The sequence below is a fragment of the Mycobacterium hubeiense genome (genome assembly GCF_002838065.1).
Taxonomy (GTDB): Bacteria; Actinomycetota; Actinomycetes; order Mycobacteriales; family Mycobacteriaceae; genus Mycobacterium; species Mycobacterium hubeiense.
The window spans coordinates 1-12,721 of the sequence record NZ_PIZU01000004.1 but is presented as its reverse complement, the minus strand read 5'-3'; the positions used below and the strand labels follow the sequence as shown (position 1 = coordinate 12,721).

Below are 12,721 nucleotides of genomic sequence, written 5' to 3'. Positions count from 1 at the left end.
CATCAGGCCCCTGCACCGGCCACTACGCTCGGTGTCGGGGGATACATGGGTCCGAAACCGACAACCCGGCTGCAGGTCAGCGGCCATCGCTTCCTGGTGCGCCGGATGGAGCATGCACTGCTGCGTGGCGATGTCCGCATGCTCGACGATCCTGTGCGCGCGCAATCACTTTCGCTGGTCGCAGGGTGTGTTGTGGCCGCGATCGCGGTGGCCGCCTGCGGGATGCTGGCGCTGCTCCGGCCGCACGGCACCATCGGCGACGCCGCTATCGTCATGGGCAGGGAGTCCGGGGCGCTCTACGTGCGCGTCACCGACACCCTGCACCCGGTCCTCAATCTGGCGTCGGCCCGTCTGATCGCCGGTGCACCCGCCAATCCGGAGATCGTCAGCGATGACACGATAACCTCGGCCAAACGCGGTCCGCTGCTAGGTATCCCAGGCGCCCCGGCGACCATCGGTGAACCGTTGCGCAGTGACGAGTCGGCGTGGACAGTGTGCGACGACCACGGGTCCACCACCGTCGTCATCGGCGCGGTTGACCATCCGGGCCTTGACGCAGGGCACGCAATCCTCGTCACCGACGCGGCGGCAGGCCCCGCGACCACCTACCTGCTCTACGACGGCCGACGGGCGCGTATCGACCTGCGCAACTCTGCCGTCGTCCGGGCGCTGCGCCTTGACGGTGTTGAGCCGCAGCTGGTTTCACGTACCCTGCTCGACCTGCTTCCCGAGGCGCCGGCGATCGCAGTTCCGCAGATACCGCAGGCGGGGTCACCCGGACCGGCGGCACTCGGCGGGCTGACCGTCGGCACCGTGGTGCGGATGACGCGCGTTGACGCCGAGGAGCACTACGTGGTGCTGGCGCACGGCGTGCAGCGGATCGGCGAGGTGGTCGCCGACATGATCCGCTTCTCGGTACCCCAACCCGACCGCGAGCTTCCCACCGTCGCGGCCGACGCCGTCGCGGCGGTGCCGGCACTCGACACCCTGCCGATCTCGACCTACCCGTCAAGCGCACACGTCACCAAAAGCGCGGTGGTGTGCACCCATTGGGCCGCCTTCGAATCGAAAGTCCTCCTGGGTGACTCGCTGCCTCGTGGTGGGCGCGTGACCACGCTCGCCCAGGCCGACGGCGACGGACCGAACATCGACGCCGTGGTCGCGGCCGCCGGCCGAAGCGCCTACGTGCGGTCGACCGGAGTCGTCGGCGGAACACCCGGCTCCCGGTTCCTCGTCGACGATTCAGGTGTGGTGTACGGCATCTACGACGAGGCCGCCGCGAAAAACGTTGGCCTGCCCGATCCCCCGGTGTCGGCGCCGTGGCCGGTCCTCGCGCATTTACCCCGCGGGCCCGAATTGCACAAGGACGCCGCATCCCTCGCGCGGGACGCTCTACCGCCGTCGTAGCCGGCCCGTCAATGCGGTCGCAGTGACCACGACGCCGACGCAGATCGCCGCCGCCGAGAAGACGAAGCCGACCGGTCGGGTGTCGGGGGCGGCGACGGATGTCGATACCGGCCGCGGCGTGACTCGGGCATATGACCCACCGGCACCAGGGTCACCGCTCACAGCCGCCACTGCGTCGATGACACCATGTCCGACAAAAGGATCCCAGCCGGAAGGCGGGCGTTGCGCGGTGTCCTCGATGCGCGCCATCACCTGTCGCGCGGTGAGGTGAGGCCAGCGTGATCGCACTAGCGCGGCGACACCGGCGACGACGGGCGCGGCGTAGCTGGTGCCCGATATCGGTGTGGTGCCGCCGGATTCGGGTAGCCGGTCGATCAGACCCTCGCCGTCGGGATCGAGCGACACGATCCCCTCCCCGCGGGCGGCGACGTCAACCCACGGGCCGGCCAACGTGAATCCAGACGGCTCGCCGTCCGGCCCGACCGAGCCGACGGTCAAGACCAGATCGTCGTACCACGGGGGACTCACCACCACCCGCACGGCGTCCCAGTTGGGTTGGCCCGGTGCGGCCGGATTTTGCTCGGGGCAGCGTCCCGGGCCGCCGACATTGCCAGCCGCGGCGACCACCACGACGTTCTTGACGTCCACCGCGTACGCCAACGCCGCACCCAACGCCCGGTCGTCCAGCGCATCGGCGACGCGCAGGCACGCGACCGACGAGACGTTGATCACCGTCGCACCCGAGTCGGCGGCCGTGCGTACCGCCTGCGCCAGCGTGTTCACGTCGCCGAACCCGGAAACCGACGCTGGATTAGCGGCGCGGAATTTGTTGCTGGACTGGCGGATACTCATGATGGTGGCGTCCGGGGCGACGCCGCCGAACCCGTCAGAGCCTTCTGTGGACGCCGCGCCGACGATGCCGGCGACGATGGTGCCATGGCCGTCACAGTCCTCGGTACCGTCGCCGCTGGACACATAATCTCCGCCGCCGACGAGGCGGGGCAGCATCCGATGGCGCGTCACACCGGTATCGATCACCGCGACGGTTTGACCCGAGCCCCGCGTCAACTGCCACACAGTCGTGAGCTCTTCGTCAACCGCTCCAGTAACTTTGGTTCCCGGCGCGGAACTGAAGCACGGTTCGAATTGCTCCGTCGGCTGCGGCGGCGCCGCGGGGCCCGGCTTCGGCAGCAGCAAGTCGTCGACCGGTGGCGGCACCACCGCCGACGCCGGCGGAGCTGCGAGCATCGGCAGCATCGTCAAGGCGACTGCGGCGCAATGCATCAACCGGTTCGTCATGTCACGTTCAGTCCTCGGACCAAGCCATAGACATCGGCGATCCAGCACGCCAACGGCAGCACGGCAGCCAGTGCCGGGTATTCGACGGCATCGACCGCGCGGCGCGCAACCGGGCTGGCCGACTGTAGGGACCCCGGGCGCAGGGCGGCCAGTCCGGCGCCGACAGCGGCAATCCCTGCCCAGCCGGCCGACATCGGCGACGACGCGACCAGAAGAACGAAACTCGCTGTGGCCGAAAGCAATCCGCCGATGACCAAGATGAGGCGACGATGCGCGTCGGCGTGGCTTCGTGACTGCAGAAGCAACACCACGGCCACGACCGCGGCGAAGGCAAGACCGCGGACCCACGACGGGCCGCCGCGCAGGCAGTCCGACACCACCACCGTAGATCCCGCTGCGGCGGCACCCGTGGAACCCGCGACCAGTCCCGTCAGTGTCTGATGGCCGTGCATCGCGCGGTCGTCGACCTCGCCTACCGTCGGCGCCGACGGGATGAGGCCGGCGACCAGGATCGCGAGCCTGGCCGCGACGGCGAGAATGCCGAGCGAGACGGTCACGAGGACGGCGCCCACGACAGAGGCAGACAGTGGCCACACCACAGCAGGAGCCGCGGCCACGGCCATTGCGGTGGCCAGCGTCGCAGCAGCCGTCAAAACCACTGTCCCACAGTTCGAGACGCCGATCAGCACCACCGCGGTCGCGGCGCCGACGGCAGCTGCGAGAAAGGCCTTGGCCGCCACGGGGCCCGGCGGGCCGACGACGTAGCCTGTCACCGCGGCAAGTGCCACGGCGACGCTCTGCAGCACCGCACACGGCAGCGCGGCGACTCGGAGGCGAGGAGCGACGACGGCCGCCGCCACCACCGCCGCGGCGATTACCGCAGCAGTCACGGCCTGTCCGCCGCCGCCCGGCCACGCCAGCGCCAGCACGCCGAGCCCGGCCATCCACACCGATACCGCTGCGCCGAGCGCCGTCGGTGTTCCGGTTGTCTGCCGCATTGCCGCGACTGTGAGGCACTGATCGCGGATGAGGGCTACCGGCGGGGGAGTGTCGGCGGCCGCCAACAACAGCAGGTCGCCGTCGTGAATACCGTTCTGCGCCAGAGTCGTCGACTCGTCCAGCGCAGCTTCGCCGATACGGGACAGAAGCCAACGCCGCGGCAAGCCGTCGTCGTCGTCGTCATTATCATCACCGACCACCTCGATGATCGACGGAATCAGCTGCGCCACCGGAAGTTCCGCGGGCAGCGCAACGTCGACCGCGACGGGCGGATCGGAGCACGTGTGAATCGACACCCGTCGTAGCGATCCCGCCATCACATCACCCCCATGCGTCACCGTAATCGAGGTCCGCCCAGAGGTGACGCAGTAATTTCGGCGCCTGTGGATGGAACCGAGCGCGGTCCGCCGACGTCCAACAACCGATGGACTTCATCCGCCAGACCCGAATTGCCGCGCCGGACCTGCCCGTGGGCGAGCTCGCGGTGGCGGCCCCGCCGGAGCTACCGCGGGCCGCGCCGGCGAACCCGCTCGCCCGGTTGTTGCCCATCGCGATGTTGGTGGCCGCCGCCGGGATGATGGCCCTGTACTTAAGCTCCGGCGCCACCATGGCGCGCAGCCCGATGTTCCTGTTCTTTCCCGTGATGATGCTGGTGTCGGCGCTGGGCACGGTGGCCTTCGGCGCGCGGGGGACCAATCGCACCGCCGAGATCAACCAGGCCCGGCGCGAATATCTGGTATATCTCGACGGTTTGACCGCGGCCGTCAACGCCGCCGCGGAGTGCCAACACCGGTCACTGCACTTCAGTCACCCGGATCCGGCGGCGTTGTGGACGCTCGCGGGCGGTCCGCGGATGTGGGAGCGTGTGCCCACAGACGCCAATTTCGGCCTCGTCAGGATCGGCACAGGGACGCAACCGCTTTCGATGCGGCTGCTGGCACCGGACCAAGAACCGGCCGCCGAGTGTGATCCCGTCACGTCGACGGCCTTGCAGCGCTTGCTCGATGCCGGATCCGCGGTACCCGGCCTGCCGATCACGGTGATGCTGCGTGATGCCGGCGTCGTGACGATCGACGGTGAGGCGTCGCAGGCGCGGGCCGTCCTGCGGGCCATCATCTGTCAGCTGGCGATGCTGCACAGCCCCGAACACCTGAAGATCGCTGCAGTCGTCAGCATTTCGGCAGGCGGCGAATGGGATTGGCTGAAGTGGCTGCCGCACCATCAGCATCCACACGCGGTCGATGCTGCGGGCCCGGTCCGGCTGACGTACCGGAGCCTGCAAGAAGCACGGCTGGACGATTCGGTCTGGACCGTCGTAGTCGTCGACGGCAGCGTGGTGACTGACGTTGATCCGGGAGTGACCGTGCTCAAGGTTGGGTCACCGTTATCCGGTGTGACGGTGCGAACCGATGCCGGCGCGCAACACGTCGCGGCGCCGGATGGCCTGACACGCGGTCAAGCGTTGGCGTGTGCACGGCGACTCGCCCGGTTCGAGCCCGCGATGACTTCGGTGGGTTCAGGGGTGTCGACGGACTGGCCGGAGTTGATGGGCATCGGCGACCTTGGGCGCATCGAGCCCGCCAGACTGTGGCGGTTGCGGGATGAAAGACGGCGGCTGAAGGTCCCGATCGGTGTCGCCGAGGACGGCACACCCGTCGAACTCGACCTCAAAGAGGCCGCACAGCAGGGCGTAGGCCCACACGGATTGTGCGTCGGGGCAACGGGATCCGGGAAATCCGAGTTCTTGCGCACACTGACGCTGGGACTCGTCGCCACCCACTCCCCGGAGGAGCTCAACCTCGTCTTGGTGGATTTCAAGGGCGGCGCCACCTTCCTCGGGCTGGAGCGCGCCGCGCATGTGTCCGCGGTGATCACCAACCTGGCCGACGAAGCCCACCTGGTGGCCAGGATGAAAGACGCGATCGCCGGTGAAATGAACCGCCGTCAGGAATTGCTCAGGGCCGCAGGCAACCTCGCTCACATCGCGGATTACCGAACTGCCCGGGCCCGAGGTGCTGCGCTCGCAGCGTTGCCCGCGCTGTTGATCGTGGTCGACGAGTTCTCGGAACTACTGCACCAACACCCCGACTTCGCCGAGTTGTTCCTCGCCGTCGGCCGGGTCGGGCGGTCACTCGGTATGCACCTGCTGCTTGCCAGCCAGCGGCTTGACGAGGGTCGGCTGCGTGGCCTGGAAACCCACCTGTCGTACCGGATCTGCTTGAAGACGTTCTCGCCCACCGAATCGCGGGCGGTGCTCGGCGTGCCCTGCGCATACGACCTGCCGAACGAACCCGGTGCCGCCTACCTGAAGACCGCATCCGGTGAGTTGATCCGGTTCCAAACCGCGTTCGTGTCCAAACAGTACGGCCACCGCGCCAGCACACCAAGCACCGTCAACTCGACGTCTGCGCAACGGTTCACCGCGGCGGCCGTCGGGCACGTGTCACCGCCGCCGGCGGATCGCCAGGCGGTCGTCGACCGCACCGTGCTCGATGCGGCACTGGACCGGCTGTCGGGTCACGGCACGCCGGCGCACCAGGTGTGGCTGCCACCACTGGCCGAGTCGCCGACCGTGGACGCGTTGCTCGCCCAGCCCAATACCGTTGCTCCACTGAGCGTCCCGGTCGGCATCATCGACCGCCCGTTTGACCAACGTCGCGAGCCGCTCGTCGTGGCGCTGGCCGGGCCGGGCGGAAATGTCGCGGTCGTCGGCGGCCCGGGGTCGGGCAAGTCGACGGCCCTGCGAACGCTGGTGACGGCGCTCGCCGCCACCCATGACCCCCGCGATGTTCAGATCTACTGCCTGGATTTCGGTGGTGGGGCGCTGTCGTCGTTGCGGCCGCTGCCCCACGTCGGATCGGTGGCCGGACGGGCCGACGCGGATCTGGTCCGCCGCACCGTGGCCGAGCTGGAAACGATTGTGCGGTCCCGTGAAGCGCGATTCCGCCAACAGGGCATCGACTCTGTGGCCGAGTACCGACGACGGCGCGCGGCCGACGATGAGTTCGGGGATGTGTTCCTCGTTATCGACGGCTGGGCGACGCTGCGCCAGGAGTTCGACGGACTGGAGACCGCTATCACCTCGCTTGCCGCGCAGGGCCTTTCGTACGGCGTCCATATCGTGATCGCCGCGTCGCGGTGGGCGGAGATCCGTCCGGCGCTGAAGGACCAGATCGGAACTCGCATCGAACTGCGGCTCGGCGATCCGGCGGAATCCGAGATGGATCGCAAGCGCGCCCGTCTGCTCGCAGATGCGCCGCCGGGGCGCGGCATCACCCGCGACGGGCATGAATTCGCGATCGCCCTGCCCCGATTGGACGGCCGCTCGACGACGGTCGGCCTCGCCGACGCGCTGACGGCCTGCGGCCATGCATTGCAGACCCGCTATCAGGGCCGGCGCGCGCCGCGGGTCGAGTTGCTGCCGACGCAGGTGCACATCCAGGCGATCGCCACCGCGGCCGGATCTCCAACCCAGCTGACCCTCGGCATCGGCGAACGCGAGTTGCGGCCCATCGCTGTGGATTTCGCCGAGCAGCACAGCATGATCGTGTTGGGCGAGGGTCAGTGCGGCAAGACGACGGTGCTGCGCACGCTGTGCCGCGAGCTTGTGCGGACCAACGACCCCGCCGCCGCCCAGCTGCTGATTGTCGATTACCGACGGACTCTTCTCGGCGTCGTCGAAACCGAGCACGTCATCGGCTACGCGATATCGGCCATTGCACTGGAATCTCAATTGCCTCGATTGCTCGACCGACTGCGGAGCCGGCTGCCGGGCGAAGACGTCACCCAGCAGCAGCTGCGGACCAGAAGTTGGTGGTCGGGACCCGAAATCTACGTGCTCGTCGATGATTACGACTTGGTCGCCGGTGTCACCGGTAACCCGCTGACACCGCTGCTCGACTACCTGCCGCACGCCAAGGACGTCGGCCTGCATCTCGTGGTGGCGCGTCGGTCCGGCGGCGCCGCGCGCGCGATGTTCGATCCGATCCTGGCGCGCATGCGCGATCTCGGGTGCATGGGTCTGCTGATGAGCACCAGCCCGGAGGAAGGTGTCCTGCTGGGGTCGGTCCGCCCATCGATACTGCCGCCGGGCCGTGGCACGCTCATCGCGCGGGCGCAACCGGAGCAGCTCGTCCAGGTTGCCTGGAGTGATCCACCGTGAGCGGCACCGTCGTCGAGGCCGGTCCGGTCTTGGTGCGCGGAATCGGGGATGTCCCTGCGGAACTGGCTGCGACGGCACTCGAATGCATCGATGACGAGATCGCATTGGTGGACGATCAGCCGGTCGCGGTCGCCGAACTCTGGTGTGAGGTCTTGCGAACGGCGGCTGTACTCGTCGTCCCGACATGGTGGACCGAGTCACGAGTCGACCGGGTCCGTGATGCCGCGCCACCCGATGTGACTGTGCTGACGCGGATCCAAGCTCTGGGAATGCAATCGCCTACGCCGACGATCGTGGAGATGGCGCCCGACCTCGTCGTCGTCGCACGGGATGGAGTCATCGACGCGGTCATCCCGCGAATTGGCGATGTCGCCGAGGCGGTGACCGCGGGAATCAACACCGCGGCATCGGTGCTCGTGGATGCACCCGTGGGCGTGGAGTGCACCGTCATCATCGAGCGGCTGCGTGCGGACGGCATTGCGGTCTGCGTTGCCGATTCTGGCTGGCCGTTGCGAGTAGTGCCCGAGAAGCGTCGTCCGACAATCGAATGGCACGACGAGAAACCCGTGCGTCAGCGCACACGGCGCGCGATGGCCGTGCTCGCAGGAACATTGGCCGCCGCCGCGGGAGCCGGCGGTGCATTCGTGGCGGGCAGTCGAGTTCCCGAGCAGGCCGATGTGCCGATGACGTTGTTGGTGGAAGGGCGGGTCGGGGTGATGGTGCCGGCGGCATGGACCGTACAGCGAATCACGTCGGGCCCGGGATCGGCACGGGTGCAGGTTGTTTCACCCGTGGACGCCCACACTGCCCTGCACATCACCCAATCCGCCATACCTGCGCAGGACATGCTGCACAAGGCGTTCAGTGAGCAGCCCGCTGGTGTGTTCGTCGACTTCAACCCAAACGACCGCCGTGCGGGCAGACCCGTCGCCACCTACCGGGAGGTTCGCGACGGACACACCATCGAGTGGGCGCTGATCCACGACGCCATCCGCATCGGCATCGGCTGCCAAGCCGCGCCGGGCAGCGAGCAGACGGTCAGGCACGCCTGCGAGCAGGCCGTTCGGTCCGCGCACGCAGTGTTCTAGAAATGCGTGGAACCGAAACGGTCTCGCCTGCGTCGAATCTTCATAGATCACACCCAAACCGGAAGGATCCCGATGACGTCACCCGCAGGTGGATCGCTCAACACCGATTTCGAACTGATGACCGCGGTCGCAGGCAAGATCGATGCCCGCAACGACGAGATCCGCGCGATGCTGCAGTCCTTCATCGGCCGGATGAGCGGTGTGCCGCCATCGGTGTGGGGAGGCGTCGCCGCCACCCGGTTCAAGGGTGTGGTCGACCGCTGGAACGCCGAGTCGCTGAAACTGCACGCTGCGCTGCAGCGCATCGCGGAAACCATCCGCCTCAATGAACAGACGCTGCGCGAGGCCGCGGAAACCCACTCGCACCAGATCGGTGCCATCGGCGGAAACCTGTAGGGGGCGTCATGGAGAACGTGTTGTCATACAACTTCGACGAGATCGAGTACACGGTGCGCCAAGAAATCCACGCCACCCACGCCCGGCTCAACGCTGCCCTGGACGACCTGCGGGCCCAGATCGCTCCGCTGCAGGAGATCTGGACGCGCGAGGCCGCCGAGGCGTACCGCATCGAGCAGGCCCGGTGGGAACAGGCGGCGGCGTCACTCAACGAGATCCTGTTCAGCCTGGGCAACGCGGTTCGTGACGGCGCCGACGACGTCGCGGCCACCGACCGCAGCGCCGCCAACGCCTGGGGCGCGTAACCACCCAAGACTCTGTGCCGTCCCGTCTGGAGGAGAGCCAACGGGACGGCACAGTACTGGGCTATCGTGGCGGCCACGCGCACAGCGCGGGGAGCGTGATCGCCGATGCCTGAGTCAAAGACCTCGGGCGGCCGGGTCGCAGCCGGGCCGCCGTCGTCGACGCTGCGTAAAGTCCACGAACTGTTCGTCGCCGGCCAACTCGACCTGACGTCGACGCCGCTACGGCCGATCATCGCCGACAGCTGGCGGCGCAGTCTGGCCATCGGCGTCGACCCGGATCGAGCGCAGGCCGCTTTCTCACCCCGCCTCGAGCAACTGCGCCAGACCCACCCGCTGGCGTCGGCGCTGCCCGTCATCCGCCGCCTGCTCGTCGACGACGCCACCGATTCCGGCGTCGTCGTCGCGGTAACCGCGGCCGACGGCACCCTGCTGTGGGTCGAAGGCGACCGCGCGGCCTGCCGTCGGGCCGAGGCGATGAACTTCGTCCCCGGCGCCGACTGGAGTGAGCGCAGCGCCGGAACCAACGCACCCGGCACCGCGCTGGCGTTGGACACCGAATTGCAGATCCGCGGCAGCGAGCACTTCTCCCGCATCGTCCAGTCCTGGACATGCACCGCGGTGCCGGTCCACGACCCCGACACCGGCGTGCTCCTCGGCGCGATCGACCTGACCGGCGGTACGCAGGTCGCCTCCTCACAGACGCTTGCGCTGGTGCGGGCCACCGCCGTGGCCGTCGAGAACCACCTGGCGCTACTTCGGCTGACTCAACCCGCCGTCGACCGCAAGGCTGCCGGCCGACTGACGGTGCTGGGCGCCGACCGCCCGCGCTGGCACGCCACCGACGATCAAGGCCGGCTGCACACCAGCACGCTGACCGGCCGGCACGCCGACATCCTGGTGCTGCTGAGCCGCCATCCCGAAGGCCTCAGCGCCGATCACCTCGCCATGCTGCTCGACGACAAGGACCTCGACGTGGTGACGATCCGCGCCGAGATGTCGCGGTTGCGCCGTGTCATCGGCGCCGAGTTCGTCGCCTCGCGGCCGTATCGCCTGCTGTCACCGATCGACAGCGATGTCGACGAGGTGTTCGATGCCCTGGAGAAGGGTGACGTCGACGCCGCTCTCACCCGCTACACCGGCGCCCTGCTGCCGCAATCGGTGTCGCCGGCGATCGCGCGGCTGCGGACCGAGCTGAGCGCCACCTTGCGCAACGCCGTCTTGGCGTCGGGAAACCTTGCGTTGCTTCGTCGTTGGCTCGATCTGCCCGAGGGGCGCGACGACCGGCACGGCTGGCGGTTGCTTCATGAGCAGGCACCGGCCGGTTCGGCGACCCGGGCGCAGGCGCACGGGCATCTGGCAGGGCTGGATTTCGACCTGGCCTAAGCGCTGGGCAGCGTGCAACCGTGTTGCAACCCCCGTCTACCTACCTTGAGTGACGACCGACACATCTACGTCGTCTCAAGGCAGGAGTAAGCGCCATGACCGTCTACGCACGACCCGGGGCCGAAGGCTCGGTGATGTCGTTCGAGCCCCGCTACGACAACTTCATCGGCGGCGAATGGGTGCCGCCCGTCGACGGCAAATACTTCGAGAACGCGAGCCCGGTGACGGGCCAGCCGTTCTGCGAGGTGGCCCGGTCGACCGAGGCCGACATCGAGAAGGCTCTCGACGCCGCGCACGCGGCGGCACCTGCATGGGGCAAGACCACGGCCGCCGAACGCGCGCTGATCCTGAACAAGATCGCCGACCGCATGGAGGAGAACCTCGAGTCGATCGCGGTCGCCGAGTCCTGGGACAACGGCAAGCCGGTGCGCGAAACACTGAACGCCGATATCCCGTTGGCGATAGACCATTTCCGTTACTTCGCCGGCGCGATCCGGGCCCAGGAGGGCTCGCTGTCGCAGATCGACGGCGACACTGTCGCCTACCACTTCCAGGAACCGCTCGGCGTCGTCGGCCAGATCATTCCCTGGAATTTCCCGATCCTGATGGCGACGTGGAAGTTGGCACCGGCGTTGGCCGCCGGCAATGCCGTGGTGCTCAAACCGGCCGAGCAGACGCCGGTCTCGATCCTGTATCTATTCTCGCTGATCGGTGATCTGCTGCCGCCCGGCGTGGTCAATGTGGTCAACGGCTTCGGCGTCGAGGCGGGTAAACCGCTGGCATCATCGAAACGCATCGCCAAGATCGCGTTCACCGGTGAGACGTCGACCGGCCGGCTGATCATGCAGTACGCCAGCCAGAATCTCATCCCGGTCACGCTGGAGCTCGGCGGCAAGAGCCCCAACATCTTCTTCGCCGATGTGCTGGCTGCCGCCGACGACTTCCAGGACAAGGCTCTGGAGGGGTTCACCATGTTCGCCCTCAATCAGGGCGAGGTGTGTACGTGCCCGTCGCGCAGCCTGATTCAGGCCGACATCTACGACGAGTTCCTGGAACTGGCCGCGATCCGCACCAAGGCGGTGCGCCAGGGTGATCCGCTGGACACCGAGACGATGATCGGCGCGCAGGCCTCCAACGATCAGCTCGAGAAGATCCTGTCCTATATCGAGATCGGCAAATCCGAAGGGGCCAAGGTCATTACGGGCGGCGAGCGCGCCGAACTGGGCGGTGAGCTGAACGGCGGGTTCTACGTGTCGCCGACGGTGTTCGAGGGCAACAACAAGATGCGCATCTTCCAGGAAGAGATCTTCGGCCCGGTCGTGGCTGTCACGTCCTTCAAGGACTACGACGACGCCATCGCGATCGCCAATGACACGCTGTACGGGCTTGGCGCCGGTGTGTGGAGTCGCGACGGCAATACCGCGTACCGAGCCGGGCGGGACATCAAGGCTGGCCGAGTGTGGACGAACTGCTACCACGCCTATCCAGCACATGCGGCGTTCGGCGGATACAAGCAGTCCGGCATCGGCCGGGAGAACCACAAGATGATGCTGGACCACTACCAGCAGACCAAGAACCTGCTGGTGTCCTACTCGAACAAGGCCCAGGGCTTCTTCTAGACAGCGATTTCGGCGCGCTGGGTTGCGGTGAGCGGGCTGTATCGAAATGGTTTCGCGCCGATT

9 protein-coding genes are annotated in these 12,721 nt (G+C 67.8%); 7 read left to right on the top strand and 2 right to left on the bottom strand.

Going from position 1 to position 12,721, the window contains the following annotated elements; translation table 11 throughout:
* Window positions 1–45 precede the first annotated feature (45 nt).
* On the top strand, window positions 46–1,407 hold the full coding sequence (gene eccB / locus CWS39_RS04685; protein WP_102141758.1) for a type VII secretion protein EccB: 1,362 nt from the start codon (window positions 46–48) through the stop codon (window positions 1,405–1,407).
* Here eccB and mycP read toward each other — a convergent pair.
* Both mycP and eccD read right to left on the bottom strand, forming a co-directional pair.
* Window positions 1,393–2,706, bottom strand: coding sequence for a type VII secretion-associated serine protease mycosin (gene mycP, locus CWS39_RS04680; protein WP_233213358.1), 1,314 nt, complete (start codon window positions 2,704–2,706; stop codon window positions 1,393–1,395). The genes eccB and mycP overlap by 15 nt on opposite strands.
* Entirely contained in the window at window positions 2,703–4,022 is a 1,320-nt protein-coding gene (gene eccD / locus CWS39_RS04675; RefSeq protein WP_102141757.1) for a type VII secretion integral membrane protein EccD, read from the bottom strand. Before eccD ends, mycP begins: the two co-directional genes overlap by 4 nt.
* A gap of 107 nt (window positions 4,023–4,129) precedes the next feature.
* Between eccD and eccCa the strand changes: the two genes are divergently transcribed.
* The 6 genes from eccCa to adh all read left to right on the top strand — a co-directional run bounded on the left by eccCa (window position 4,130) and on the right by adh (window position 12,658).
* Window positions 4,130–7,867, top strand: a complete 3,738-nt coding sequence (gene eccCa / locus CWS39_RS04670; protein ID WP_102141756.1) for a type VII secretion protein EccCa — start codon at window positions 4,130–4,132, stop codon at window positions 7,865–7,867.
* Window positions 7,864–8,955, top strand: coding sequence for a type VII secretion-associated protein (locus CWS39_RS04665; RefSeq protein ID WP_102141755.1), 1,092 nt, complete (start codon window positions 7,864–7,866; stop codon window positions 8,953–8,955). The genes eccCa and CWS39_RS04665 overlap by 4 nt, the downstream gene beginning before the upstream one ends.
* Window positions 8,956–9,027: 72 nt before the next feature.
* A complete protein-coding gene (locus tag CWS39_RS04660; protein WP_102141754.1) occupies window positions 9,028–9,351 on the top strand; it encodes a WXG100 family type VII secretion target in 324 nt (107 codons plus the stop codon).
* An 8-nt stretch (window positions 9,352–9,359) separates the two neighbouring features.
* Window positions 9,360–9,656 (top strand): WXG100 family type VII secretion target, encoded by a 297-nt coding sequence (locus tag CWS39_RS04655; protein ID WP_102141753.1) that lies wholly within the window; start codon window positions 9,360–9,362, stop codon window positions 9,654–9,656.
* Between the two features lie 105 nt (window positions 9,657–9,761).
* Entirely contained in the window at window positions 9,762–11,039 is a 1,278-nt protein-coding gene (locus CWS39_RS04650; protein ID WP_102141752.1) for a GAF domain-containing protein, read from the top strand.
* Between the two features lie 95 nt (window positions 11,040–11,134).
* Window positions 11,135–12,658: an aldehyde dehydrogenase gene (gene adh, locus CWS39_RS04645; protein ID WP_102141751.1), complete on the top strand. Its 1,524-nt coding sequence runs from the start codon at window positions 11,135–11,137 to the stop codon at window positions 12,656–12,658.
* The last annotated feature ends 63 nt before the right edge of the window (window positions 12,659–12,721 follow it).

What these genes read in the sequence shown, in the direction of transcription:
- eccB (WP_102141758.1), top strand. Translation starts at nt 46, where the DNA reads ATGGGTCCGAAACCGACAACCCGGCTGCAGGTCAGCGGCCATCGCTTC.
- CWS39_RS04660 (WP_102141754.1), top strand. Translation starts at nt 9,028, where the DNA reads ATGACGTCACCCGCAGGTGGATCGCTCAACACCGATTTCGAACTGATG.
- CWS39_RS04655 (WP_102141753.1), top strand. Translation starts at nt 9,360, where the DNA reads ATGGAGAACGTGTTGTCATACAACTTCGACGAGATCGAGTACACGGTG.
- eccD (WP_102141757.1), bottom strand. Translation starts at nt 4,022, where the DNA reads ATGGCGGGATCGCTACGACGGGTGTCGATTCACACGTGCTCCGATCCG.
- eccCa (WP_102141756.1), top strand. Translation starts at nt 4,130, where the DNA reads ATGGACTTCATCCGCCAGACCCGAATTGCCGCGCCGGACCTGCCCGTG.
- mycP (WP_233213358.1), bottom strand. Translation starts at nt 2,706, where the DNA reads ATGACGAACCGGTTGATGCATTGCGCCGCAGTCGCCTTGACGATGCTG.
- CWS39_RS04650 (WP_102141752.1), top strand. Translation starts at nt 9,762, where the DNA reads ATGCCTGAGTCAAAGACCTCGGGCGGCCGGGTCGCAGCCGGGCCGCCG.
- adh (WP_102141751.1), top strand. Translation starts at nt 11,135, where the DNA reads ATGACCGTCTACGCACGACCCGGGGCCGAAGGCTCGGTGATGTCGTTC.